Here is a 24,630-nt window from a genome sequence, read left to right on the forward strand (position 1 = left end):
CCGCTGCTGCTCCGGCGCGGCTCCGGCCGCGACAGGGGCCGCGCCGTGCACAGGACCGGCCATGGGTCACCGGTGGAAGAGCAGCCTCGCGGTGAGTTCGGCGGTACGGCGGTGCCAGCGGGAGGCGCCCGCGAGCATGGCGTGCCCTCCGCGGGGCATCGGGACCCCGACCGCGTCGGCGCCCGCGGACCGGGCCCTGCGCACGAACTCCCAGGACTCCCGCGCCGAGGTGACCCGGTCCGCCTCGTCGTGCAGCAGGTAGACCGCCCGCCCCCGCAGGTGCCCGACGGGCTCGTCGGGCGGGCACCACGAGGCCAGGCCCACCACCCCGCGGACCATCGGGTCCCGGGCGGCGCTCAGGGCGGCGCGGCCGCCCATCGAGTGCCCGACGAGAACGACCGGGACCGCGCCGTAGCGCTCCCGCAGCCGCACGAGGGCGGCCTCCGCGTCGCGAGCGGCGTCGCGGCGCTCTCCGTTCCAGCCGCGGTGCCGGTAGCGCACCTCGGCGACCAGCACGTCGCGCCCGGACAGGGCACGGGAGACGGCCGCCGCGAACGGCCGCATGCGCAATGCGGGGAGGTTGATCGCGGGCGGCGGCTCCAGCCCCTCGGAACGGCCGCCGTGCAGCAGGAGCACGGCCGCGACCGGAACCGCCGGCGCACTGCGCACCACCAGCGGGCCCGCCTCGTCCCGCCGCGGGCCCGCCTGTTCCCGGCGCGCCCCCGCCCCGCCCGCCGGGTCCCGCCGCTGCCGGTACCGCGAGGTCATCCGGCCTCGCTCCCGGACGCGCCCGCCCGGGGCGCGGACCGGCGACGCGGAGGCCGGGGCAGGAAGCCGCTGGTCCTGGCCGCGTAGGCGGCGAATCCCGGCCGCTCCGCCATGTGCGCCTCCAGCAGCCGCTTCCCGCTCCCCCAGATGAGCAGTCCGCTCATCACCAGCGGCGACACGAGGGTGAGCGCGGCGGTCCACGGGTTCGCGCATGCCGTCAGATACAACCCCCACCAGACGAGGAAGTCACCGAAGTAGTTGGGATGTCGGGTCCAGCTCCAGAGCCCCCGGTCCATGATCCGTCCCCGGTTGGCGGGGTCGGACTTGAAGCGGGCGAGCTGGTGGTCGCCCACGGCCTCGAAGGCGAGCCCCACCGCCCACAGCAGAAGACCGGCGACCAGCAGCGCGTCCACGCCTGCGGGCAGGTACGCCGCCGCCTGGACGGGGAGCGAGACCAGCCAGACGAGGGCGCCCTGGAGCAGGTAGACCTTGCGCAGCGCGTAGAGGGCGGGACTGCCGGGGGCACGGGCGAGCATCCGGGCATAGCGGGGGTCCTCGCCGTGGCCGCGTCCCCGGCGACCGATGTGGAGCGCGAGCCGCAGCCCCCAGAGGCAGGTCGCGAGGGTGACGGCGAGCCTGCGCGCGTCGTCCCCGTACCCGTCGGAGAGCACCCAGGTGACCAGCGCGACGGCGGCGAACGCCACCCCCCAGGCGACGTCGACGATCCGGTGGACGCCCTTCACCAGGGCCACGGCGAAGGTCACGAGCATGACCAGGAGGGCGGCGCCGGCCGACGCGGCCAGGTTCACGGCGAAGGCGGACCATGTCATCGCCGCGCCTCCGGATCCCGGCCGTCGGCGACCAGCCGGAGTTGGCGCACGTCCAGGTAGTGGGAGCGGAACCCGGCCTCGGAGTAGGCCAGGTACAGCTCCCACATGCGGCGGAAGACCCGGTCGAAGCCGAGCGCGCCGACCGCCTCCGACTCCGCGACGAACCGCTCGCGCCAGAGCCTCAGGGTCTCGGCGTAGTGGTCGCCGAACCCGGTGTCGTGAGTGAGGGTCAGGCCGGCGGCGGCGCTCTCCCCGGCGATGGCCTCCGGCGACGGGATGAGGCCGCCGGGGAAGACGTACTTGCTGATCCAGGTGTGCGTGCGGGCGGTGTCGAGCATCCGCTCGTGCGGCATGGTGATGCACTGGAGGGCCACGGCGCCGCCGGGCGCCAGCAGGCGGCGCAGGGCGGTGAAGTACGCGGGCCAGTACTCGGCGCCGACCGCCTCGATCATCTCGACGCTGACCACGGCGTCGAACCGCCCCTCGACCTGGCGGTAGTCACGGAGTTCGACGGTGACCCGCTCGCTCACGCCCGCGTCGGCGATCCTCCTCAGGGCCAGCTCGCGCTGCTCCTCGGAGAGGGTGACGGTGAGGACGTCGGCGCCCCGGGAGGCGGCGCGGACGGCGAGTTCGCCCCAGCCGGTGCCGATCTCCAGGAGCCGTGTCCCCGGGCCGACCCCGGCGAGGTCGAGCAGGCGGTCGATCTTGCGGTGCTGGGCGGCGGGGAACACGTCGGCCGTGGCGGGGAGCGTGTCGAAGACGGCGGAGGAGTAGGTGAGGCTCGGGTCCAGGAAGAGGGCGAACAGGTCGTTCGACAGGTCGTAGTGACGCTGGATGTTGTCCCGGGCGCCGTCGAGGGTGTTGCGGTCCCTGTCGGGGCGCCGGTGCGCCCACGCGCCGCGCAGGCGGCGCATCGGGCCGGGCACGAGGTCGTCCACATGGGTGGCGAGCACGGTGAGCACGCCGACGAGGTCGTCGCTGTCCCACTCGCCGGCCATGTACGACTCGCCGAAGCCGATGAGGCCGTCGGCGCCGATCCGGCGGTGGAAGGCGGCGGGGTCGTGCAGGGTCAGGGTGGGCGGACCGGCTCCGTCCGTGGCCGGGTGGGGGACGCCGCCGGATGCGGGGCCGTTCCGTATCCGCAGCGGCAGGCGGGCGAGGGCGCGTTCGACGACACGACGGGCGACGGCCGTACGGAGGGCGGAGGCCCGCGGGAGGCGGGCGACGTCGGGCCAGCGCTCGGGGTCGACGGGCGGGCGGTCGGGACCGGGGGCGATGGGTTCGGCCGACGGTACGGTGACAGTCACAGCATGCCCTCTCGGGTGGGCGAAGCGGGTCGGGGGCGGACGGGAAGTCCCTTGAGGTACAGGCGGATTCCGTGCCAGCGGATGCCGATGCTGACGGCCGCGGTGGACCAGGGGTGGCGCAGTGCGACGGCGAGCAGGCCGCGGAGATCGGCCGGACGGCGGTGCCCTCGGACGGTGGCGGTGAGGGGGCGGCTTCCGTCGCCGTGCCGCAGCTGGACCGTGAGGTCGAGGCGTTCGCCGGGGAGCGGCAGTCGCATCCGGTAGGAGCCCTCGACGTCGAAGAACGGCGAGACGTAGAAGTCCTTGGCGACGTCGGCGCGTCCGTCGGTGTCGGGCCGCAGGAGGTAGCAGTGCCGGCCGCCGTAGGTGTTGTGCACCTCGGCGACGACGCAGACGGGGCGGCCGGTCCGGTCGTGGCACCAGTACAGCGTCAGCGGGTTGAAGACGTGGCCGAAGACCCGGGCGTGGGCCAGCATCAGCACCTGGCCGTCGGCGTCGCGCACACCGTGGGAGGCGAGGTACGCGTCGAGGCCGGCGCGCAGGGTGGGCGCCCGCCCGCCGAAGTGGTCGCGGGCCTCGAACCGGGCGAGCGGCCTCAGGAGTCGGGGCAGTCGGGGGAGGTCGTCGAGGTCCACGAGCCAGAGGTAGGTCCGGCGGCGCAGGCTGTGCCGCACCGGCTGGACGCGGGTGTGCGCGACCTCGCTCGGGTAGAGCGACGGCACCGGGACGCGGGGGCCGGGCGGTGCGACGGACGGGACGTCGGCGGCTGGGGCGGTCACCACGTCACCCCCAGGGCTCGGGCCGCCTCGACTCCGGAGCGGCAGCCGTCCTCGTGGAAGCCCCAGCCGTGGTAGGCGCCGGCGAAGGCCGTGACGGATGTCGCGAGGCCCGGCAGTTCGCGCTGGGCGGCGACGGAGCGGGGCGTGTAGACGGGGTGTTCGTACACCATGCGGGCGAGGACCGTGGTCTCGTCCACGCGGTCGCCGGCGTTGAGGGTCACGATGTGCGGCTCGTCCGCCGGCAGGCGCTGGAGCCGGTTCATGTCATAGCTGACCTGCACGGACCCGGGGCGTGCCCGGCATGAGGGGAGCCAGTAGTTCCAGGAGGCGCGGGCGTGCGGCGATCGCGGCAGCACGGTGGTGTCCCGGTGCAGGACGGTCGGGTTGCGGGAGTAGGTGAACGCTCCGAGGACGCGGCGTTCGTCGGGGGTCGCGTCGGCGAGGAGCCGCAGGGCCTGGTCGGGATGGACGGCCACGACGACGGCCGCGTACGTCTCGGACTCGCCGTCCTCGGTGGTCACGCGCGCGTGGTCCGCGGAGCGCTCGATCGCCCGGACGGGCGTGGCCGTACGGACGGCGGCGAGTCGCTTGACCGCCTTCTCGACGTACGCGGAGGAGCCGCCGGTGACCGTCTTCCACTGGGGTGAGCCGGTGGTGGAGAGCAGCCCGTGATGGTCGAGGAAGCGGAAGAGGTAGGCCGCGGGGTACAGCAGCGCGGTGTCCGGCGGACAGGACCACACGGCGGAGACCAGCGGGATGGCGAAGTGGCCGACGAAGTACGGGGAGAAGCCTTCGCGGTCCAGGAAGGCGCCGAGGCTCGGGCCCTCGTCCCCGGCGGCGAGCAGGCGGCGTGCCGCGCGGTGGAAACGGGGCACGTCCGCGAGCATCCTCAGGTGGCGGCCGCGGCGCAGGTTTCCGCCGCCGAGCAGCCCCCGGGGGCCGCGGGCACCCGCGTACTCGAGGCCGCAGCCGTCGCACCGGACGGACATGCTCATCTCGGAGTCCTGGGTGGCGACGCCGAGTTCGCGGAAGAGGCGCAGCAGGTTCGGGTACGTCCGCTCGTTGTGGACGATGAATCCGGTGTCCACGCGCACCGTGCCGCCGTTCCGGGTCGGCAGCTCGTGGGTGTGGGCGTGCCCGCCGAGCCTGGAGTCGGCCTCGTAGAGCACGACGTCGTGGACGCGGGAGAGCACATGGGCCGCGGTGAGGCCGGCCACGCCCGCCCCCACGACGGCGACGGTCCCTCGGTTCATCGGTTCCCCCTCTTGTCCGTGGGCTTCCACGGGTGTGATTCGGTGCGGTCGGCGGTGCGGATGGGTGCGCGTTCCCCGCACGCGTCGACGGAATCCGGAACGGCTGTCCGGGTCGGGGTGGCCTCCCCGTCCGGCAGGTCGTCTCCCGCGTCCGGGGCCAGGCGGCAGCGCAGGCGCTGCATGCCGCGCCGGGCGTGGCTCTTGACGGTGCCGAGCGGCAGGCCGGTGCGCCGCGCGATCTGCGCCTGCGTCAGGTCCCCGAAGTAGGCCAGGGTCAGGACGTCGCGCTGGGCACCCGGCAGGCGGGCGAGTTCGCCCGCGACGACGACGCGGTCGAGCACGTGGTCGGGCCCGTCGGCCGTCGCCGTGGACGGGGGCAGCGCGGCTCCCGCCGCGGCGATGAGGGCGGTCCTGCGGGTGCGTGCGGAGAGCGCGTCGGCGATCTTGCGGCGGGCGATGCCGACCAGCCAGGCCGGGACGGGTCCGCGTTCGGGGCGGTAGCTCCGGTGGCCGCGCCAGGCGGCGAGGAAGACCTGTTGCGTGACGTCCTCCGCCTCGCGGGGGTCGCCGATCGTACGGCTGGCGAGCGTGTGGACGAGACCGCCCCAGCGCCGGTAGGCGAGAACCAGGCAGTGCTCGTCGCCGCGGACGAGCCCGGCGCCGATCTCCTCGTCCGTGAGCTCGTCGGCGGGCCGGTGCACGGGGCGTACGTCCGGACCGTACGGGACCGGGCGCGGCGCGGACGCCGTGTCGGTCGGGTGGGGGCGGGGGCGGCGCGCCGCTGGTGCTGTGATCATGACGGCCACTCCTTCTGCCCGGCGAGCGGGCGTGGTGGGCGGGCGGACCTCGGCCGTTGGTGGTGCGGATCCGCCGCCCGGGGGCGGGTGCTTCCGCTTCCTCAGCATCCGGTGGGCGGAGGCCACGGCTCAAGACGCATCGGTTGCGCATCGTTTCCCCGAGGGTCCCGTACGGATGTCCCCGCGCGGCTTCCCAGGGCCCGTCGCGCCGGTGGAGCCCGCCATGCCGTGGGGCGGTCCCGGCCTACGCGGTCGCGTAGGCGTCGGACAGCGGGCGGATGCCGGGCCGGGCGGATGCCGGGCCGGGCGTGCGGTTGCCGGGCCGGGCCGGACCGGCCTCCCCGGCCCGTTCGGCACCGCGCCGTCGACATGCGCCCGGGGAGGCATGGCCCCAGATTGGAGGTATCCGACTCGTCGGGCCCGAGCCTGCCCGGCGGGCCGGCCGACGGCAGGAGGATTGTCATGACCACACATGTGAGCGATCCGGGGCGGGGAGAGAGTACGCGCGGCAGCGGCTGGCTGCTGTTCGCCTCCGTGATCATGATCTTCGGCGGCATCATGACGCTGCTCGCGGGCATCTCGGCCATCGCCGAGGACGACGTGTTCCTCACCACCCGCAACTACGTCTACGAGCTCGATCTCACCGGATGGGGCTGGGTCCATCTCATCCTGGGCATCGTGATCACGCTGGCGGGCATCGCCCTGTTCTCGGGCGCCACCTGGGCCAGGGTCGTCGGCATCGTGCTCGCCGGACTCAGCATGATCGCCAACTTCATGTGGCTTCCCTACACGCCGTGGTGGGCACTGCTGATCATCGCGCTCGACGCCGTCGTCATCTGGGCGCTGTGCGTCGCCCCCCGGCCGCTGAGGGACTGACGTCCGGGGCCGCGGCCGCACGCGGGACGGGAGCCGTGACGCTGCCGGAGGTGGTGCTCGTCGTCGGTGTCGCGGGATCGGGCAAGTCGACGGTCGCGCGCCTCCTCGCGGAGCGCCTCGGCCGGCCCTACCGGGACGCGGACGAGTTCCACTCCGAGGCCGACCGCGCGAGGATGGCCGCCGGTCAGGCTCTCACGGACAGCGACCGGGCCCCCTGGCTCGACGCCATCGGGGCCTGGCTGGACCGTGAGATCGCGGCCGGCCGCCCGGCCGTCGCCACCTGCTCGGCGCTCAAGCGCGCGTACCGGGACAGGCTGCTGGCCGGGCGCCCCGGAGTCGCTCTGGTCTACCTGCGCGGATCGCCTGAACTCCTGCGCTCCCGGCTGGCCGCCCGGCACGGTCACTTCTTCCCGGCGGCGCTCCTGGACAGCCAGCTCGCGGACCTGCAGGAGCCGCAGCCGGACGAACACCCGCTGGTGGTGGAGATCGACCAGACTCCGGAGGCCATCGTCGCGGAGGTGCTCTCGCTCCTGCGCGGCCCCGCCTCCGGGGCTCCTCCGGCCGGAACCGTCCCGGAACACGCCGTCCTCCGTGAGGAGCCTTCGATGTCCCCCAGCCCCACGGGCACGCAGTGGCGGTTGACCCGCGACGGACAGAGCGCCGTGGTCGCCCAGTTGGGCGGGGCGCTGCGCTCCTACGCCGCGAACGGCCAGGAGCTGCTGGACGGGTTCTCCGCCGACTCCGCCATCACCGGCGGGCGTGGGCAGTTGCTCGCCCCCTGGCCGAACCGGGTGGGCGGCGGCCGCTACCGTTTCGGCGGCCGGGAGCACCAGCTGCCCCTGACGGAACCGGAGAAGAACAACGCGATCCACGGGCTGCTGCGCTGGACGCCGTGGGCGCTGCTCGCCCGCGGCGACGACGCGATCCGGCTCGGCACGACGCTCTGCCCGCAGCCCGGATATCCCTTCCTCCTGGAGGTCAGCGCCGAATACCGGCTGGGACCCGAAGGGCTGGAGACCTCGGTCCTCGCCACCAACACCGGCACGGGTCCGGCACCCTACGGAGTGGGCCAGCACCCCTATCTGACGGTCGGCACCGATCTCGTCGACACCGCGCTGCTGACCGTTCCCGCCCGGTACCGGCTCCGTACCGACGACCGCGGGCTGCCGGTCGGCCGGGAGCCCGTCGACGGCACCGCGTACGACTTCCGCACCGCGCGCCCCATCGGCGATCTGCGACTGGACACCGCCTACACCGGGCTCGACCGCGCCGCCGACGGCCGGGCGGTGGTGCGCCTCGCGGATCCCTCCGGGCTGCGGGGCGTCGATCTCTGGCTCGGCGACGGCACCCGGTACGTCCAGCTGTACACGGGCGACACCCTGGCCGAACCGGAGCGACGGCGCCGCGGTGTCGCCGTCGAGGCGATGTCCTGCCCGCCGGACGCCTTTCGCAGCGGTACGGATCTCGCGGTCCTGGAGCCGGGCGCCACCCACGTGCTCCGATGGGGCCTCAGTCCCTGGGGGTCTCCGTGACCCGTCGCCCGCGTCCCTCGGCCGTACCCGGCATGGGCGCCGCCGACTTCCGCGCGCTGTACGAGCGCCTGCGGCGCGAGGCACCGCGGTCGGCCCCGGACGGCCGGCCCGGCGCCCTGCGCCATGTGACGCCCGAGCGGGTGGTGGCAGCCGCCGCGGAGGTCCGCCTCGGACGCACGGTGTCGCTGGCCGCGCCGATCGAGACCGTGCCGGGCCCCGACGACCCCGAGCCGGCCGACCACCGGATGACCGGACCGGCCCCGGGCGAACTCGACGCGAAGGGGCTGCACTTCGCCACCGACCGCTTCGCCATGAACGTGCACGGGGACGCGGACAGCCATCTCGACGCCCTGTGCCACGTGGTGCTCGACGGGGAGTTGTACGGCGGGGTGCCCGCGAGCAGCATCACGCCCGAGGGAGCCCGTGCGCTCTCCGTGGGACGGGTGGCGGACGGTGTCGTCGGCCGGGGCGTACTGCTGGACGTCCCGCGGTCGCGTGGCGTGCGCTGGCTGGAACCGGGCGACAGCGTGACCTCGGACGATCTGACGGACGCCGAGGCCGCGCAGGGGGTACGCGTCGGTCCGGGCGACCTGCTCTTCGTCCGGGTGGGACACCGCCTCCGCCGTGCGGAACTCGGACCGTGGGACGCGGCGAGCGCTCGCGCCGGTCTCCACCCGACCGCCGCGGAGTTCCTCGCCGAACGGCAGGTGGCGGTCCTGGGCGGGGACGGCAACAACGACACCGCGCCCAGCACGGTGGAGGGCACCGCCTTTCCCGTGCACGTCCTCGCCATTCATGCCCTCGGCATCCATCTGATGGACTACCTGCGGTTCGAGGATCTCGTCCCGGTCTGCGCGTCGGCGGGACGCTGGAGCTTCCTGTGCGTGGTGGCCCCGCTGCGGCTGCCCGGAGCCACGGGCTCGCCGGTGAACCCGATCGCGGTGCTGTGAGCCGCTCGCCCCGTCTCGGGTCGCCGTGCGTCAGGAGCACGGCTACGTTCGTCGGGGTGGGGAACGCGGTCCCCTCCGCCCGGGTGGGGAACGCAGGGGCTCCGCGGCGCGGAGCGACAGGTCCCGGCGCCGGAGCGGGGCCGTGAACGCGAGGACGGTGGTCGCCGTGGGCGACGCTCCCCACTACGACGTCATCATCATCGGTACGGGCGCCGGCGGCGGCACCCTCGCCCATCGGCTCGCCCCGTCGGGCAAGCGCGTCCTGCTCGTCGAACGCGGCGGCCACCTGCCGAGGGAGCGGGACAACTGGGACTCGACGGCCGTCTTCGTCAAGGGCAAGTACCGGGCTCCGGAGTTCTGGCTGGACAAGAACGGCGCCGAGTTCCCGCCCGAGGTCAACTACTACGTCGGCGGAAACACGAAGTTCTACGGCGCCGCCCTGTTCCGGCTGCGGCCCGAGGACTTCGGCGAGCTGCGCCACCACGGCGGCCTCTCTCCCGCCTGGCCGATCCGCTACGAGGATCTGGAGCCGTACTACACGCAGGCCGAGCACCTCTACCGCGTGCACGGCCGGCACGGCGAGGATCCCGGCGAGGGTCCGGTGAGCGCGCAGTACGCCCACCCGCCCGTGGAGCACGAGCCGCGCATCCAGCAGCTGAGCGACGACCTCACGAGACTCGGTCTCCATCCCTTCCACCTGCCGATCGGCGTCGACCTGAGCCAGGACGACCGCGGGCGGGCCACCCACGCGAGTGTCTGCATCCGCTGCGACCGGGTGGACGGCTTCCCGTGTCTCGTGCGCGGCAAGTCCGACGCGGAGGTGGTCTGCGTGGAGCCGGCCCTGGAACACCCCCATGTCGAGATGGTGACGCACACACGGGTCGTCCGCCTGGAGACCGACGCGCGCGGGCGGCGTGTGGACACGGTCGTCTGTCGGCGGGACGACGGCGAGGAGGTCCGCTTCACCGCGGACGTGGTCGTCGTCTCCTGCGGGGCGGTCAACTCCGCCGCGCTGCTGCTGGCCTCGGCGAACGAGCACCATCCGCGTGGCCTGGCGAACAGCTCCGACGTGGTCGGGCGCTTCTACATGCGGCACAACAACCTGGCGCTGATGGCGGTGTCGAAGGAACCCAACGACACCCGGTTCCAGAAGACGCTGGCCCTGCACGACTGGTATCTCGGCGCGGACGACTGGGACTTCCCGCTGGGCGGCATCCAGATGCTGGGCAAGTCGGACGCCGAGCAGATCCACGGCGAGGCGCCGCGGTGGGCGGGCGCGGCCGTACCGGACATGCCGTTCGAGGTGCTGGCGCATCACGCCGTCGACTTCTGGCTGTGCGGCGAGGACCTGCCGCAGGCCCACAACCGGGTCACTCTCGACGGGGACGGCCGCGTCCACCTCGCTCTCGACGAGAAGAACAACGTCGAAGGGCTGAAGCGGCTGAGGCACGAACTCCAGAAGGTGCTCGGCCACCTGGGCATGCACGAGCACCACCTGCTGTCCCGCAGCATCTACCTGCACAAGGGCATGCCGATCGGTGCGACCGCGCACCAGGCGGGCACCGTGCGATTCGGCACCGACCCCGCCGACTCCGCGCTGGACGTCAACTGCAAGGCCCACGACCTCGACAACCTCTACGTCGTCGACACGAGCTTCTTCCCGAGCATCGGCGCGGTCAACCCGTCCTTGACGGCCATGGCCAACGCCCTGCGCGTCGGCGACCACCTCCTGGAACGGCTCGGCTGAGCCCGGGGCACGCTGGACCGATCGGACGAAGATGTTCGGCCCAACGGATCAACGGCTCTCCTCCCTGCATGCCGACCGCCACGGCCGGTGATTGCGTGACCTCCGTGCCCGCCCCGGCAACGGCCCGGCGGGACACGGCCACACGGCGAGGAGGCAGGGCGTCATGGGTTCCACCACCGAGGGAGCACCGCAGGGTGTGATCCCCGCACGTCTGCTGCGAGGTCAGAAGGCGCTGGTCACCGGCGCCAATTCGGGCATCGGCAAGGCGACGGCCATCGGCCTGGGCCGAGCCGGTGCCGACGTGGTCGTCAACTACGTCGCGGACCCCGAGTCCGCGCGGAAGGTGGTCGAGGAGATCGCCTCGTTCGGGGTCCGTGCGACGGCCGTCGAGGCGGACGTCTCCCAGGAGGACCAGGTCACGGCGATGACCGAGCGGATGGTCGAGGAGTTCGGGACCATCGACATCCTGGTCGCCAACGCGGGCCTGCAGCGCGACGCCCGGCTCACCGACATGACGCTCGCCCAGTGGCAGAAGGTCATCGACGTCAATCTCACCGGTCAGTTCCTGTGCGCCCGGGAGGCCGTCAAGGAGTTCCGGCGCCGCGGTGTGGTTCCCGAGGTGTCCCGCGCCGCCGGAAAGATCATCTGCATGAGTTCGGTGCACCAGATCATCCCCTGGTCCGGACACGTCAACTACGCGTCCTCCAAGGGCGGTGTGCAGATGATGATGCAGACCCTGGCCCAGGAGCTCGCGCCGGAGAAGATCCGGGTGAACGCGGTCGCCCCGGGGGCCATCAGGACACCGATCAACCGCGAGGCGTGGGAGACGCCCGAGGCACGGGACGACCTGCTGACGCTCATCCCGTACGACCGGATCGGTGACCCCGAGGACATCGCCCACGCGGTGGTCGCCCTCGCCTCCGACCTCATGGACTACGTGGTGGGGACGACGCTGTACGTCGACGGCGGCATGACCCTCTTCCCGGGATTCGCCACCGGCGGCTGACCCCTCCCGGACCGTCACGAACAGCGAAGGCGTGTATGTCCACCTCGCTCCACCTGCTGGCGGATGCCCCGGCCCAACTCCTGCCGGCCCGCGAGCTCATGGCCTTCACCCTGGCGTCCCACATCATCCTGGTTCCGCTGGGCGTGGCCTTTCCCTTCATCACCTTGGTCATGCACTACCGCGGGCTGCGCCGCAAGGACGAGACGGCCCTGCTCCTCGCGCGTCGCTGGTCGGCGGTCATGGCGGTGCAGTTCGCGCTCGGCATCGTCACGGGCACGGTGCTGTCCTTCGAGTTCGGCCTGCTCTGGCCCGGCCTGATGGGCCGGTGGGGTGATGTCTTCGGCATCGGATTCGGCGTCGAGGCATGGGCGTTCTTCCTGGAGGCCGTCCTCATCGCCATCTATCTGTACGGATGGCGGCGGCTGAAGCCCCGTACGCACTTCCTGCTCGGGCTGCCCCTCCCGGCCGCGGCGCTCCTCGGCGCCTTCGGCATCCTGGCCGCCAACTCCTGGATGAACACACCGCGGGGCTTCTCCCTGGACGCGCAGGGCAACCCGGTCGACGTGAACGTCTGGAAGGCGATCTTCACCCCGATGTTCGGGCCGCAGTACTGGCACTTCGTCGTGGCGATGATCCTCACCGCGGGCTTCATGGTGTCGGGTGTCTACGCCGTGGGCTGGCTGCGGGGCCGCCGGGACCACTACCACCGGCTCGGGTTCGCCGTTCCCTTCACCATCGCCGCGTTGGCCACTCCGGTGCAGTTCGTCCTCGGCGACGCGATCGCCCGGTCCGTGTTCCACAAGCAGCCGGTGAAGTTCGCCGCGCTGGAGATCGTCTGGGAGACCGACACCCGGGTGCCGGAGTACCTCTTCGGCCGCCTGCAGGAGGACGGGACCGTCAAGGGCGGCATCAAGATCCCCCTGCTCGACTCCATCCTGGCCGGGTTCAGCCCGGACACCAAGGTGGTGGGACTGACCTCCGTCCCCGCGGACCAGCGCCCCACGGCCACTCAGGCGACCATCGCCCACTGGGCCTTCGACCTCATGGTCGTGATCGGCTCCGTACTGGTCCTGCTGGCTCTCTGGTACGGCCTGGTCTGGCTGCGGCACCGCCGGCTTCCCGCCTCGAAGTGGTTCTACCGCTCGGCGGCCTGCGCGGGCGTCGCGTCGGTCGTGGCCGTCGAGTGCGGCTGGATCGCCACCGAGGTGGGACGCCAGCCCTGGATCGTCTACCAGAACATGCGAGTCGCCGAGGCGGTGACCTCGACCCGCTCCACCACCCTCTGGATCATGCTCGCCGTGGTGATGGTGGTGTACGTGTTCCTCTTCGGCTCCTTCCTCGTCATCCTGCTCAGGATGCGCACGCGCTGGCGGCTCGCCGACGAGCAACGGGCCGCGGGAGGCGCGGTCCACGCGCCGGAGGCGGACACCCCGTACGGTCCCCGGGCGCCCCTCCCGGTGGGTGACGCCCCGCCCGGGGGCGCCGCCCAGTCCGAGGACGGCCGCCCATGACCGCCGACCTCATCGCCGTGGTGCTGCTCCTCGCCGTGGCCGCCTACGCCTGCGGTGGCGGCACGGACTACGGGGCCGGCTTCTGGGACCTGACCGCCGGGGGCGCGGAGCGCGGCCGGCGGCCCCGTTGGCTCATCGACCACGCCATGGCCCCCGTCTGGGAGGTCAACAACGTCTGGCTGATCTTCGTCCTCGTCATCATGTGGACCGGCTTCCCCGTCCTGTTCCAGACGGTGTTCTCCGCGATGTGGCTGCCGCTGGCGCTGGCGGCCGTGGGCCTGGTCCTGCGCGGCGCGGGCTTCGCCTTCCGCAAGCCCTCCCGGCGGCTCGCGGGCCGGCGGCTGTACGGTGCCGTGTTCGCCGTCGCCTCGCTGGTCACGCCGTTCTTCCTCGGCGCCGCGGTCGGCGGGGTCGCCTCGGGGCGGGCGGCGCCCGGCACCGGGGCTTCGACGGACGCGTGGGCCAACCCCACCTCCGTGATGTTCGGGCTGGTCGCCATCGCGACCACGGCCCTGCTGGGCGCGGTGTTCCTCACCGGGGACGCCCGTCGGTTCGACGCCCCCGATCTGGTCGGCTACTTCCGGCTGCGGGCGCTGGGCTCCCTGGCCGTGCTCACCGTCCTGGCGGTGATCACCGGATTCGTCACGCACGAGGACTCCCCCCATGTGTGGCACGGACTCACCCACGGCCTGGGGCTGCTCTTCGTCGTCCTGGCCGGGGCCGCGGCGCTCGCGACGGCCTGGCTGCTGCTGCGGACGCCGAGCGCGTGGACGCGCGTCACCGCGGTGGCGGTGGTCGCCTGCGCCGTCATCGCCTGGGGCATGGCGCAGCGTCCCTATCTGGTCCCCACCTCGCTGACGGTGGCCGACGCGGCGGGCGCGCCGGCCACGCTGACGTGGCTGGCGATCGTCACCCTGGTGGCGCTCGTACTCGTCATGCCGGCCGTCTTCCTTCTCTACTGGCTCGACACCCACGGTGAGCTGGCCGAACTCACCGACGCCGAACTGCGGGCACGGAGCGGCCCCGACGGTGACGGTGCGGCACCCGGGGGCTGATCGGCCGGATCCACACCGACATCCACCGTGCCCGGAATCAGGCGAAGGGAGCCTCTGTGACCGACGACGAGATCCTTCTCGGACTCGCCCTGACGGTGGTGCTCGCCGTCGGCTCGCAGATCCTGGCGAGCAGGCTGCGCGTCCCTGCCCTGATCATCCTGCTGCCGGTCGGATTCGCCGCGGGCGCGCTCACGGACGTCATCCATCCCGACGCGTTGATGGGGCCGGCCTTCTCCGCCCTCGTCTCGCTCTCCGTCGCGGTGATCCTCTACGACGCCGGCCTGGGACTCGACCTGCGCAAGCTCACCGGCCGGACCCGGGGCATCGTGGGACGCCTGCTGGTGTACGGGGTGCTGCTCACGTTTCTGCTGGTCGCCTCGGTGGCTCCGGCGATGTTCGACATGCCGCTGCGGGTGGCCGCGATGGTGGGCGTGATCCTCGTCGTCTCGGGCCCCACCGTCGTGGGACCGCTGCTCGACTTCGTACGGCCGACCGACAAGGTGCGGCGCATCCTGATCTGGGAGGGGACGCTGACCGACCCGATCGGCGCCATCCTCGGCGCGCTCACCTTCCATGCCATCGCCACGACGACCCAGGTCGACCTCGGCCGCGGATACCAGCTGGGCCAGTTCGCCATCAGCCTGGCCGTGGGGCTGGTCGGCGGGGTCGTGGGGACGGCGCTGCTCTGGCTCACCCTGCGGACCCTCAGGCTCGGCGAGACCCTCGGTACGCTCGCCCAACTCGCCACGGTGATCGCCGTGTCGGCGGGCTGCGACGTCGTGCGGGACGACACGGGGCTCATCGCCGCGATCGTCACGGGACTGGCCGTCGCCAACATCCCCGGCTTCGACATGCCGGCTCGCCGTCCCTTCTTCGAGACCCTGGTCCAGCTGATCATCGGGCTGCTGTTCGTCTCGATCTCCTCCACGGTCACCCCCGCGTCCCTGGTACCGGTACTCCTACCCTCGTTCGTCCTCATCGCGATCCTCGTCCTCGCGGTGCGGCCGCTCGTGGCCTACGCCGCGACGGCGCGCTCCGGTCTGAGCCGAGGGGAGCGGGCCTTCATCGGATGGATGGACCCGCGCGGGATCGTCGCCGCGGCCACGGCGTCGACGTTCTCGGCAAGCCTGGTGGCCCGGGGGATGAACGGGGCGTCGAAGATCCTGCCCGTCACGTTTCTGGTGATCGTGGGAACCGTTCTGCTCTACTCCTTGACCGCCGCGCCCGTGGCGCGGCGGCTGGGCGTCGTCAAGCCGGCGGGCACGCGCATCCTTCTGGTGGGCGGCGAGCCGTGGGTGGTCGACCTGGGGCGCGCCCTGCGGTCCGCCGGGCTGGACGTGCTGATGTGGGCGGGACGCGACGAGCAGCGCGAACGCATCAGGCGGTCGGGGATCGGCCTGGCCAAGGGCGATCTGCTGGCCACGGCCATCAACCCCGGGGCGCGGTTGGAGGGGGTGACGGCCGTGTATCTGGCGACGGAGGACGACGACTTCAACGCCCTGGCCTCGGTCGTGATGCAGGACAACGTCGAGGGGCCCGTCTACCGCGTCGGCCCGCCGCACGACAGCCATGGAGTGGTCGCTCCGTACACGGGTGGCGACATCCTCTTCGGCCGTGCCCTCGTCCGGCACGTCCTGGCGGCGCGCTACGAGGAGGGTGCCCGGTTCCTCGTCCAGCCGGCCTCCGCCCCGCAGCCGCCGGAACACGCGACCCTCTTCGTCGTACGGGCTGCCGACCAGCGGCTGGAACCCGTCACCGAGGGACAGCGGACCGTCCCGCTGGAGGGCGACACGGTGGTGCTGTTCGGCTCCGTCCCGAGGGCGGCGGGACCGTGAGCCTCGCGGGCCGGGTCCGTGGGGCTACGTCCCGCCCCTCCGAGCTCCGTTGATCATGGCGTCCAGCGTGATCGCCGCGTCGATCAGGGCCAGGTGGGTGAAGGCCTGCGGGAAGTTGCCCAACTGCTGTCCCGTCAGGGCGATCTCCTCGGAGTAGAGGCCGAGGTGGTTGGCGTAGGTGAGCATCTTCTCCAGGACCAGCCTGGCCATGTCGGTGCGTCCGGCCCGCGCGAGGGCGTCGACGTACATGAACGTGCACAGGGAGAAGGTTCCCTCGGAGCCGCGCAGACCGTCGGGTGACGCCTCGGGGTTGTAGCGGTAGACCAGGCTGTCGCTGACCAGTTCGCGTTCCATCGCGTCCAGGGTGGACTTCCACATCGGATCGTCCGGCGTGATGAAGCCGACCGTCGGCATGCGCAGCAGCGACGAGTCGAGCACGTCGTCGCCGTAGTGCTGCACGAAGGCCCGCTTCCCGGGGTCCCATCCCCGGTCGAGGACCTGCGCGTAGATCTCGTCGCGCGCGTCCACCCAGCGGCCACCGGCCGCGGGGCGGCCGTCGTCGTAGGCGATCCGCAGGGCGCGGTCGAAGGCCACCCAGGACATCACGCGGCCGTAGGTGAAGTCCTTCCGGCCGCCCCGGGTCTCCCACAGTCCCTCGCCCGGCTGGTCCCAGTGGTCGACCAGCCAGTCGAGCAGGGTGTGCAGGGCCCGCCAGCCACCGGTGTCGAGGTGCATGCCGTGCTGGTGCGCGAAGTAGATGCTGTCGAGAGCCTCGCCGTAGATGTCCAGTTGCAGCTGGTCGGCGGCTCCGTTGCCGATGCGGACCGGCGCGGAACCGCGGTAGCCCTCCCAGTGGTCCAGGGTCTCCTCGACCAGGTCGGAGGTGCCGTCGACGCGGTACATGATGTTCAGTGGCCCGGTGCCGTTGCCGTGACCGGCCTTCTCCTTCACCCGGTCGTGCAGCCAGCCGATGAAGGCGGACGCCTCCTCCGTGAACCCCAGTCCCAGCAGGGCGTACACGGAGAACGACGCGTCACGGATCCAGGTGAAGCGGTAGTCCCAGTTGCGCTCCCCGCCCAGCTGCTCGGGCAGCCCCGTGGTGGGGGCGGCGACGAGGGCGCCGGTCGGTGCGTAGGTCATGAGCTTCAGCGCCACGGCGGAGCGTTCCACCGCCTCCCGCCAGCGGCCCGAGTAGGTGGACTGGCCGAGCCACGAGCGCCAGAAGCCGACCGTCTCGTCCAGCAGCCGCTCGAACTCCGCCACGCGGACCACGTGCGGCGGCCCGCCGGGGGACGACTCCAGGATCATGCCGCGCTGCTGTCCGGCCCGCAGGGTCAGCGTGAACCGCAGGTCCGTGTCTCCCGAGAGGGTGCTCAGCAGCCGTTCGTCCTGCGGCTCACGGACGGCGTGGACGGCGAGGTCCATGTCCTGCGAGGTGAACAGGGCCCCGTGCTCCGTGATGTGCAGCTCGTGCGGCTTGCGGCCGTAGTCGAAGCGCGGAGCGATCTCGCCCTCGAACGTCATGCTGCCCCGCACACAGCGCAGCATGCGGACCAGGCGGTGGCGGTCCGTCGCCGTCGTGCCGGTCACCGGCATGAAGTCGACCACCTCGCCCGCCCCGGCCTCGGTCATGAAGCGCGTCACCAGCACGGCGGTGTCCGGGTGGTAGAGCTGCCTGGTGGTGTGGTTCGCGGCGGCCGGGCGGATGGTGAAGTGGCCGCCCTTGCGCCGGTCGAGCAGGGCGCCGAAGACGCTGGGCGAGTCGAAGCGCGGACAGCAGAACCAGTCGATCGTCGCATCGGTGGTGACGAGGGCCGCGGTCTGCAGATCACCGATCAGGCCGTGGTTCTCGATCAGGGGATAGTCGTCCATCGTGAGCCCCTTTCGGCCTCTGCCGACGACGATCGGGCACGGTGGCGCGGCGCGGGACGCGGACCGTCGCCGTCTCGTCAGCTTAGGCCGACGTCGTCGTCCCGTCCTGCGGGGACGCCGCGCGCGGCCGCGGGGCACCGGCCCCGGCAGCGCCCGGGCCGTGTGGACGGCGCCGGGTCACCGCCGCTCGGCGAGGTGCTCCAGGGTCTCCAGGACGGGCTGGGCTCCGTCCTCCTCGGCGAGGTGTCCGGCGAGGAGGCGGGCACGGGCGCGCAGCGCGGGGGTGCGGGTCGCGGTGGTGATCGCGGCCGCCAGCCCCTCGACCGTCAGGCGCTGGTAGCGCAGTGGGGCCGGGGCGACACCGAGGCGGGCGAGGCGGGCCGCCCAGAAGTGCTGGTCCAGCTGGACCGGGACCGGGACGGCCGGGACCCCCGCGCGCAGACCGGCCGCGGTCGTACCGGCACCGGCGTGGTGGACGACGGCGGCGGTGCGCGGGAAGAGCCAGGCGTGCGGGACCTCCTGGACGGTGAACAGGTCGTCGCCGTCGGCGTGGAGACCGCTCCATCCCGCCTGGACGATCCCGCGCACCTTCGCTCGGCGCAGGGCCTCGACGACCAGGGTGCTCAGGCGCTCGGCCTCGGTGGTGACGAAGCTTCCAAAGCCCACGAAGACGGGGGGCGGGCCGGAGTCGAGGAAGTCCACCAGCCGGGCGTCGGGCCGCCAGCCGGGCGTCGTTCCCGGCCACCAGTAGCCGCAGACCCGGTGGCCGTCGGGCCAGTCGGCGGGCCTCGGAACGATCCGGGGGCTGAAGCCGTGCAGGACCGTCCGATCGCGCGGCAGGGCCGGCGGGCCACCCCACCGCCGTGGCGGAAGGCCGAGGTCGCGCCGCAGGTCACGGACGGCCGGGGCGAAGATCCGGTCGGCCGCCGCCAGCAGCGCGTGAGCGGCCAGCCGGTTGCCGTACCGTCCGAGCGACCTGCGCCCCGTCACCGTCGGCGGGAACTCCGCGGTGGGCTGGAGCGGCTGGAGGTGGAGACCGACGCTCGGCAGGCGCAGCGCCTCGCCGAGCACCGCACACAGGGGTTCCGTGACGGTGGAGCCGAGGAGCACGTCGGCTCCCTGGCGCACGGCGTCCGCGACACCGGCGGCCAGCCGGGGCATGAACGCCGCCGCCATGGCCGCGATCCGCGCCATCTCCACCGGGGCGCTGACCGCTCTGGCCAGTCCCTGTCCACGCCCCGACGCCAACTCCTCGCGGGGGTCGACGGGCAGCGGACGGAAGCCGAGGCCGTACGCCGCCGCCGCGCCCTCGAAGCGCTCGTGCGTCGCGAGCACCACGTCGTGGCCCGCCGCTCGCAGCCGCATGCCGAGGCCCGTGTACGGAGCGACGTCGCCCCAGCTTCCCGCCGTCACGATCAACACGCGCACGAGGGCAGCTTGCCAGACCCGCGGGGCGCTGTCGGGGAGGTGCCGTCACACGTCCTGAATTCGCCGGAAGGGCCGCTCCGCCTCCAGCGCGAACGCGACCTCCAGCAGGGTCCGTTCGGCTCCCGGACGGGCGGAGAACATGACGCCGACGGGCAGCCCGTCCCCCGTGGCACTCGCGGCGGGCAGCGAGATCGACGGGGTGCCGACGACATTGTCGACCGGCGTGAACGCGACGTAGGCGAGGATCCGTTCGATCAGCGTCGGGTACGGGACGGACGGGCTGAGGTGGCCGATGGCCGGCGTGGTGTGGGCGAGCACCGGGGAGAGGAGGAGGTCGAGGCCGCGGAACGCCGCCGCGTACGCCCGCACCGTCCCCTTCAGCCTGCGCAGCACGCCCGGAGTGGTCCGCCACCGCTCGACGTACGCCTCGCGCAGGCCGCGGCTGAGACCGTCCATGCGGTGCCGGTCGAAGTCCGTGCCGAGGGTGCGGCCCGTGACGCCGAGGAGGAACGACAGCATCCCCCAGTAGGTGAGGAAGTCCTCGGTGAACCGGGGGTCGATGACCGGCTCCACCGGCTCCACGGTGTGGCCGAGCCGGGCGAGGGTGGCCACGGTCTCCGTCACGGCCGCGCGGGTGGCGTCGTCGGCCCGGACGCCGTTCGGCGAGTCGAGCAGGAACCCGATCCGCAACCGTCGTCCCGAGGGCCCTTCGACCAGGCCAAGAGGAGGCAGCTTCGGGTTGTGCCAGTGGCTCTCCGCGGCGGCGAGGAACGCGGCGGTGTCCCGGACGGAGCGGCTCACGACGCCGTCGGAGACGAGGTCCAGCGGGAGTTGACGGCTCTGCGCGTTCGGCACGACCCGGCCACGGGTCGGCTTGAGTCCGACGAGTCCGCAGCAGGCGGCGGGGATCCGGATCGAGCCGCCGCCGTCGTTGGCGTGCGCGATCGGGACCGCGCCGGCCGCGACGAGCGCGGCGCTGCCGCCGGACGAACCGCCCGCCGAGTACCCCGTGTTCCAGGGGTTGCGGACGGGCTCGGCGCCCTCGTACTCCGTGGTCGGGCTGAACCCGAACTCGGGCAGCCGGGTCTTGCCGAGGACCGTGACCCCGGTGCTCAGGAACTGCCGGGTGAACGGCGCGTCCCGCCGGGCGGTGCGCGGGGTGAAGGCCGCGCTGCCGTGGCCGGTGGGCAGACCGTGGTGGTCGGTGTTGTCCTTGACGAAGGTCGGGACCCCGGCCAGCGCGCCGCGCTCCCCGGCCGCGCCGGTGGGGTACGCCGGCGTGCCGGCGTGGACCTGGACGGCGTTGAGCCGCGCCTCGACCGCCCGTACCCGCTCCGCGGCGTCCCGCGCGGCCTCGGCGGCGCTGACGTCGCCGCGCCTGATCGCCGCGGCGAGGCCGACGGCGTCGTGCTCCCCCAGCGCGTCGTCCCGGAAGGCGTGCACCGTCGTTCGTTCGTCGAAAGTCGTCACCGCTACCTCAGCCCCGGCCGTGTGAATGGTCGTCGACCATCATTCCTTACTGTCGAGTAACACGCGAGGGCTTCGCACCTCCGACGCGCCGTGGAGCCCAAAGCTCCGCCTTCACAGAAGAATTGACGAACAGTCAAGAATGACAGGTGCATGACGGGCGAGGGTATGAGGGCATACCTTCGGAGGGCCCCGGGAGGATCGGCGAGACCACCCGGTCGACCGGTCACCCGCGCCGCTCTTCCCGCACTCTCGGTTCCGCGTGGACCCGAGCCCCCACGAGTGAAGGAGCAGCAATGCCGCTCTGCACATGGCTGAAGGCGGGCACCACCGCCGCGGCGGTCGTCCTGGCCACCGCCACGGCCGCGACCGCAGCACCCACCCCCGCACCGTCGACGGCGCGCGCCGCGGCGGTGGTGACACTTCGTTACGACGACAGCCGGGCCGCCGGCTGGGAGGCGGCCATCACGGCCGGAGTCGCCTCCTGGAACGCGAACGTGGCCAACGTGAGGCTGGTCGAGGCCGCACCGGGTACGCGCGCCGAGATCGTCATCGTCGCCACCACCGGCTGGCCGCAGGCGACCCTCGGCCCCGTCCGCCCGGGGCGGCAGGTTCGCGTCGAACTCGGCAGCCAGGCGGTGGCCCAGGGGTACGACAAGACCCGCATCGCCGCCCATGAGCTCGGGCACAGCCTGGGCCTGCCCGACACCAAGCCCGGCCCGTGCTCGCAGTTGATGTCGGGGTCGAGCGCCGGTACGAGCTGCGCGAACGCGGTCCCGAACGCGACCGAGCGGTCCCGGGTGGACTCCGCGTACGCCGGCGGCGTCGCCTCGCTCGCCCCCGCCGACGGCCGGATCCTGGTGGACGCCCCGTAGGACCCGGACAGGAGGGCGCCCGACCGAGCCCCACGGTCGGGCGCCGCCCTCCCCCGACGACTCCCGGCCGGTGCGCTCCGGCCACTGCCCGAATCGCACTCGCTCTCCACGGTGTCACCACAGGACGGGTGCGCGGTGTCCACGTCTCGATGGCCAGGACATGCCAAGCTCGCCGTGAACCACCCATCGTGATCCGTCTGTCGGGCACCACGTCCGGGCCTGCCGATCGCCGGAACGAGGCGCCGTGCCCGCCGAGCGAGAGGACACCCCCCACACATGTCCGCTCACCAGAGGCAGCGCCGCTGGCGGCGTCCCGTCCTGAGCATCGTCGCGGTCGCCGCGATCGCCGTCCCCACCGCGGCCTACGCCTCCGGCGTCCAGCCGCCACCGGCCGAGGCGGAGACACCCGCGGCCGCGCCGCTGGACGACACGTACTACGAAGGCGCGCTCGGCAAGACCGGTGCCGAACTCAAGGGCGCGCTCCACACGATCATCAGCGAGCAGACCAAGCTCTCGTACGACGAGGTCTGGGACGCGCTGAAGACCACCGACGAGGACCCGGAGAACCCGGACAACGTCGTCCTGCTCTACTCCGGGCGCTCCCAGGCCAAGGGCGACAACGGCGGCGACGCCGACGACTGGAACCGCGAGCACGTCTGGGCGAAGTCGCACGGCGACTTCGGCACCGCCACCGGCCCGGGCACCGACATCCACCACCTGCGCCCCGAGGACGTCACCGTCAACTCGACCCGGGGGAACCTCGACTTCGACAACGGGGGCGACCCGGTCGACGAGGCCGCCGGCAGTCGCGTCGACGGCGACTCGTTCGAGCCCCGGGCCGAGGTCAAGGGCGATGTGGCCCGCATGATCCTCTACATGGCCGTCCGCTACGAGGGCGGCGACGGCTTCCCCGACCTCGAACCCAACGACCGGGTCGACAACGGGTCCGCGCCGGCGATGGGCCGCCTCTCGGTGCTCAAGCAGTGGAACGACCAGGACCCGCCGGACGCGTTCGAGAAGACCCGCAACGACAAGATCTTCGGCATCCAGAAGAACCGGAATCCGTTCGTCGACCACCCCGAGTGGGTCGCCGAGATCTGGAAGTAGCGGGGCTCCCGCCCGCACGGGCCCCGGTCGGCTCAGGCCCCCATGCCGAGGACTGCGAGGTTCAGCGCACGCAGGTCCGGTACGGGCGGGAGTTCGTGCGGCTCCTCGCCGCGCCCCTCGTACAGGGCGCGGACCGGCCGCAGGCCGTCGACGCCCCCGGTGGCCCAGGGGGCGTCGAGCGGGGGCAGGGACAGGGTCATGCGTCGACCGTCGGGGAGGTCGGTCTCGAACGTGCCGGCTTCACTCGACCGCATGGGCGGCTCCCTCCGTGAGTGGTGCATGCGTCGGCGATGATCGCCCTCGCCCTGTGTGACGCCCGGGAGCGGCCCCGGGTTCCCGGGCACGGCCACGGGTCGCACCGGGCCGCTCAGGTCGAGGCGCGCCGACGGCGGGCGTAGAGACGGCCCACGGGCTCGCTGCTCAGTCCGTGCAGCACGATGCTGAGCATGACGGTGACCACCATGACCCGGGAGATGAAGTCCCCTCCTTCGGCCGCGGGCAGCTGGATCGCTGCGAGGAGACCGAAGACCACCGAGGTCACGCCTCGGGGACCCATCCACCCCAGGAAGAGCCTGTCGGTCAGGGAGAGATCCGTACCGATCAGGGAGAGCATCACCGGCACCACGCGGACCAGGGTGACGGCGAGGAGCGCGTAGAGGATGACGGAGAGGTGGAAGCCGTCCCAGAACTCGTCGTTGACGATCTGTCCGAAGAGGAACCACAGGGCGAGGGTGAGCAGGGTGACGAGGTCGTCGGTCATCTCCACGGCGTCCTTCGGCAGGTGCCGCATCGCGGGCACGACACAGACCCCGGCGACGAACGAGGCGACGAAGCCGTTGCCGTCCAGGGCCGAGGACAGGGTGTACGCGGCGATGGGCACGCTCAGCACCGCGAGTCTCGCCGCGGCGGGCTGCGTCCAGCCCCTCGCCCAGGACCGGCGCAGCACCCAGCCGGCCAGGAAGCCGACGAGCGAGCCGGCCGCGACGGCCCAGGCCGCCGATCCGACGGCGTCGAGGACGGCCTCGGCGTAGTCGTCGCTCTCGGTGTGGGACTCCACGGCGGCGGCGACGCAGAGCAGGAACACCGGGGAGACGATCCCGTCGTTCAGGCCGCCCTCGACGTTGAGGACCTCCCGCAGGCGCGCCGGGATGCGCTTGTCCCGCACCACGGCAGCGGTGGGTGCCAGATCGAGCGGGACGACCACGGTCGCCAGCGCCGCGAGCACCCATCCGGGCTGGTCGGGGAAGAAGGCGAGCGCGGTCAGGAAGGCGGCGAGCAGGGTGAGCGGAAGCGCGGCCCCCAGGAGCCGGGCGACGACGTTGCGCTCCCGGCGGATGACGCCCGCGGGAACCTCGGTCGCGTCGACGAACAGCAGGAGGGCGAGGACCACCTCCACCGCGTGTTCGAAGCCCGCCATGTCGCCGAAGTCGAAGACGAGCGGCGGGTCGGAGCCGCTGGTGAGGGCGATCCCCGCCACCATCATCGCGATCGGAGCGGTGATGCTCCATCGTGCGAGCCGGTGCGACAGGACGCACCACGTGAACAGAACGCCCGCGATGACGGTGACGGCAAGCAAGAGCATCCGCGCTTTCGAAGGGGCCCTCGGACAGAGGCAGCGTAAGGCGGACCTCCTTC

At 72.7% G+C, this 24,630-nt stretch carries 21 protein-coding genes; 10 read left to right on the plus strand and 11 right to left on the minus strand.

The window, feature by feature from the left end:
- Positions 1 to 66: 66 nt before the first annotated feature.
- From AB0D99_RS00905 to AB0D99_RS00930, 6 genes are read right to left on the minus strand one after another with little or no spacing between them, the layout of a single operon-like run.
- On the minus strand, positions 67 to 768 hold the full coding sequence (locus AB0D99_RS00905; protein ID WP_362355331.1) for an alpha/beta hydrolase: 702 nt from the start codon (positions 766 to 768) through the stop codon (positions 67 to 69).
- On the minus strand, positions 765 to 1,598 hold the full coding sequence (locus AB0D99_RS00910; RefSeq protein WP_362355334.1) for a DUF1295 domain-containing protein: 834 nt from the start codon (positions 1,596 to 1,598) through the stop codon (positions 765 to 767). The genes AB0D99_RS00905 and AB0D99_RS00910 overlap by 4 nt, the downstream gene beginning before the upstream one ends.
- Complete coding sequence (locus tag AB0D99_RS00915) at positions 1,595 to 2,905, minus strand: cyclopropane-fatty-acyl-phospholipid synthase family protein (RefSeq protein WP_362355337.1); 1,311 nt, start codon at positions 2,903 to 2,905, stop codon at positions 1,595 to 1,597. Before AB0D99_RS00915 ends, AB0D99_RS00910 begins: the two co-directional genes overlap by 4 nt.
- Positions 2,902 to 3,627 carry a DUF1365 domain-containing protein gene (locus tag AB0D99_RS00920; RefSeq protein ID WP_362356019.1) on the minus strand — a complete coding sequence of 242 codons (726 nt, stop codon included), beginning with the start codon at positions 3,625 to 3,627 and terminating at the stop codon, positions 2,902 to 2,904. The genes AB0D99_RS00915 and AB0D99_RS00920 overlap by 4 nt, the downstream gene beginning before the upstream one ends.
- A gap of 53 nt (positions 3,628 to 3,680) precedes the next feature.
- Positions 3,681 to 4,937 carry an FAD-dependent oxidoreductase gene (locus AB0D99_RS00925; RefSeq protein WP_362355340.1) on the minus strand — a complete coding sequence of 419 codons (1,257 nt, stop codon included), beginning with the start codon at positions 4,935 to 4,937 and terminating at the stop codon, positions 3,681 to 3,683.
- Complete coding sequence (locus tag AB0D99_RS00930; protein ID WP_362356021.1) at positions 4,934 to 5,638, minus strand: sigma-70 family RNA polymerase sigma factor; 705 nt, start codon at positions 5,636 to 5,638, stop codon at positions 4,934 to 4,936. Before AB0D99_RS00930 ends, AB0D99_RS00925 begins: the two co-directional genes overlap by 4 nt.
- 558 nt (positions 5,639 to 6,196) lie before the next feature.
- Here AB0D99_RS00930 and AB0D99_RS00935 point away from each other — a divergent pair.
- The 8 genes from AB0D99_RS00935 to AB0D99_RS00970 all read left to right on the plus strand — a co-directional run bounded on the left by AB0D99_RS00935 (position 6,197) and on the right by AB0D99_RS00970 (position 16,246).
- On the plus strand, positions 6,197 to 6,610 hold the full coding sequence (locus AB0D99_RS00935; protein ID WP_362355343.1) for a hypothetical protein: 414 nt from the start codon (positions 6,197 to 6,199) through the stop codon (positions 6,608 to 6,610).
- Between the two features lie 35 nt (positions 6,611 to 6,645).
- A complete protein-coding gene (locus tag AB0D99_RS00940; RefSeq protein WP_362355346.1) occupies positions 6,646 to 8,142 on the plus strand; it encodes a gluconokinase, GntK/IdnK-type in 1,497 nt (498 codons plus the stop codon).
- Between the two features lie 32 nt (positions 8,143 to 8,174).
- A complete protein-coding gene (locus AB0D99_RS00945; protein ID WP_362356023.1) occupies positions 8,175 to 9,092 on the plus strand; it encodes a cyclase family protein in 918 nt (305 codons plus the stop codon).
- Positions 9,093 to 9,258: 166 nt separating this feature from the next.
- Positions 9,259 to 10,839, plus strand: a complete 1,581-nt coding sequence (locus AB0D99_RS00950; RefSeq protein ID WP_362356025.1) for a GMC family oxidoreductase — start codon at positions 9,259 to 9,261, stop codon at positions 10,837 to 10,839.
- A 163-nt stretch (positions 10,840 to 11,002) separates the two neighbouring features.
- A complete protein-coding gene (locus AB0D99_RS00955; protein WP_362355349.1) occupies positions 11,003 to 11,845 on the plus strand; it encodes an SDR family oxidoreductase in 843 nt (280 codons plus the stop codon).
- A 35-nt stretch (positions 11,846 to 11,880) separates the two neighbouring features.
- Positions 11,881 to 13,356 (plus strand): cytochrome ubiquinol oxidase subunit I, encoded by a 1,476-nt coding sequence (locus AB0D99_RS00960; protein ID WP_362355352.1) that lies wholly within the window; start codon positions 11,881 to 11,883, stop codon positions 13,354 to 13,356.
- Positions 13,353 to 14,411 carry a cytochrome d ubiquinol oxidase subunit II gene (locus AB0D99_RS00965; protein ID WP_362355355.1) on the plus strand — a complete coding sequence of 353 codons (1,059 nt, stop codon included), beginning with the start codon at positions 13,353 to 13,355 and terminating at the stop codon, positions 14,409 to 14,411. Before AB0D99_RS00960 ends, AB0D99_RS00965 begins: the two co-directional genes overlap by 4 nt.
- Before the next feature lie 56 nt (positions 14,412 to 14,467).
- Positions 14,468 to 16,246 carry a cation:proton antiporter gene (locus AB0D99_RS00970; RefSeq protein WP_362355358.1) on the plus strand — a complete coding sequence of 593 codons (1,779 nt, stop codon included), beginning with the start codon at positions 14,468 to 14,470 and terminating at the stop codon, positions 16,244 to 16,246.
- 24 nt (positions 16,247 to 16,270) lie between these two features.
- Here the strand turns inward: AB0D99_RS00970 and AB0D99_RS00975 are convergent, their stop codons facing one another.
- From AB0D99_RS00975 to AB0D99_RS00985, 3 genes are all read right to left on the minus strand, one after another.
- Positions 16,271 to 18,118, minus strand: coding sequence for a glycoside hydrolase family 15 protein (locus AB0D99_RS00975; RefSeq protein ID WP_362355361.1), 1,848 nt, complete (start codon positions 18,116 to 18,118; stop codon positions 16,271 to 16,273).
- A 177-nt stretch (positions 18,119 to 18,295) separates the two neighbouring features.
- The gene (locus tag AB0D99_RS00980; protein WP_362355364.1) at positions 18,296 to 19,546 is read right to left on the minus strand and encodes a glycosyltransferase; all 1,251 of its coding nucleotides are present in this window, start codon (positions 19,544 to 19,546) and stop codon (positions 18,296 to 18,298) included.
- Between the two features lie 45 nt (positions 19,547 to 19,591).
- Positions 19,592 to 21,016: an amidase gene (locus AB0D99_RS00985; protein ID WP_362355368.1), complete on the minus strand. Its 1,425-nt coding sequence runs from the start codon at positions 21,014 to 21,016 to the stop codon at positions 19,592 to 19,594.
- Positions 21,017 to 21,309: 293 nt separating this feature from the next.
- Here AB0D99_RS00985 and AB0D99_RS00990 point away from each other — a divergent pair, with 293 nt between their 5' ends.
- Positions 21,310 to 21,888, plus strand: coding sequence for a snapalysin family zinc-dependent metalloprotease (locus AB0D99_RS00990; protein WP_362355371.1), 579 nt, complete (start codon positions 21,310 to 21,312; stop codon positions 21,886 to 21,888).
- Between the two features lie 276 nt (positions 21,889 to 22,164).
- Complete coding sequence (locus tag AB0D99_RS00995) at positions 22,165 to 22,995, plus strand: endonuclease (RefSeq protein WP_362355374.1); 831 nt, start codon at positions 22,165 to 22,167, stop codon at positions 22,993 to 22,995.
- A gap of 32 nt (positions 22,996 to 23,027) precedes the next feature.
- On the opposite strand, the gene AB0D99_RS01000 is transcribed toward AB0D99_RS00995, so the two are convergent.
- Positions 23,028 to 23,249: a hypothetical protein gene (locus AB0D99_RS01000; protein ID WP_362355377.1), complete on the minus strand. Its 222-nt coding sequence runs from the start codon at positions 23,247 to 23,249 to the stop codon at positions 23,028 to 23,030.
- 113 nt (positions 23,250 to 23,362) lie between these two features.
- Positions 23,363 to 24,577 carry a cation:proton antiporter gene (locus tag AB0D99_RS01005; RefSeq protein ID WP_362355380.1) on the minus strand — a complete coding sequence of 405 codons (1,215 nt, stop codon included), beginning with the start codon at positions 24,575 to 24,577 and terminating at the stop codon, positions 23,363 to 23,365.
- Between the last annotated feature and the right edge of the window lie 53 nt (positions 24,578 to 24,630).

This window comes from Streptomyces sp. NPDC047971 (assembly GCF_040653355.1).
GTDB lineage: Bacteria > Actinomycetota > Actinomycetes > Streptomycetales > Streptomycetaceae > Streptomyces.

Excerpts from the sequence above, each read along its gene's own strand:
- AB0D99_RS00905 (WP_362355331.1), bottom strand. The coding sequence starts at position 768 with ATGACCTCGCGGTACCGGCAGCGGCGGGACCCGGCGGGCGGGGCGGGG.
- AB0D99_RS00910 (WP_362355334.1), bottom strand. The coding sequence starts at position 1,598 with ATGACATGGTCCGCCTTCGCCGTGAACCTGGCCGCGTCGGCCGGCGCC.
- AB0D99_RS00925 (WP_362355340.1), bottom strand. The coding sequence starts at position 4,937 with ATGAACCGAGGGACCGTCGCCGTCGTGGGGGCGGGCGTGGCCGGCCTC.
- AB0D99_RS00935 (WP_362355343.1), top strand. The coding sequence starts at position 6,197 with ATGACCACACATGTGAGCGATCCGGGGCGGGGAGAGAGTACGCGCGGC.
- AB0D99_RS00945 (WP_362356023.1), top strand. The coding sequence starts at position 8,175 with ATGGGCGCCGCCGACTTCCGCGCGCTGTACGAGCGCCTGCGGCGCGAG.
- AB0D99_RS00955 (WP_362355349.1), top strand. The coding sequence starts at position 11,003 with ATGGGTTCCACCACCGAGGGAGCACCGCAGGGTGTGATCCCCGCACGT.
- AB0D99_RS00960 (WP_362355352.1), top strand. The coding sequence starts at position 11,881 with ATGTCCACCTCGCTCCACCTGCTGGCGGATGCCCCGGCCCAACTCCTG.
- AB0D99_RS00965 (WP_362355355.1), top strand. The coding sequence starts at position 13,353 with ATGACCGCCGACCTCATCGCCGTGGTGCTGCTCCTCGCCGTGGCCGCC.
- AB0D99_RS00975 (WP_362355361.1), bottom strand. The coding sequence starts at position 18,118 with ATGGACGACTATCCCCTGATCGAGAACCACGGCCTGATCGGTGATCTG.
- AB0D99_RS00990 (WP_362355371.1), top strand. The coding sequence starts at position 21,310 with ATGCCGCTCTGCACATGGCTGAAGGCGGGCACCACCGCCGCGGCGGTC.
- AB0D99_RS00995 (WP_362355374.1), top strand. The coding sequence starts at position 22,165 with ATGTCCGCTCACCAGAGGCAGCGCCGCTGGCGGCGTCCCGTCCTGAGC.
- AB0D99_RS01000 (WP_362355377.1), bottom strand. The coding sequence starts at position 23,249 with ATGCGGTCGAGTGAAGCCGGCACGTTCGAGACCGACCTCCCCGACGGT.
- AB0D99_RS01005 (WP_362355380.1), bottom strand. The coding sequence starts at position 24,577 with ATGCTCTTGCTTGCCGTCACCGTCATCGCGGGCGTTCTGTTCACGTGG.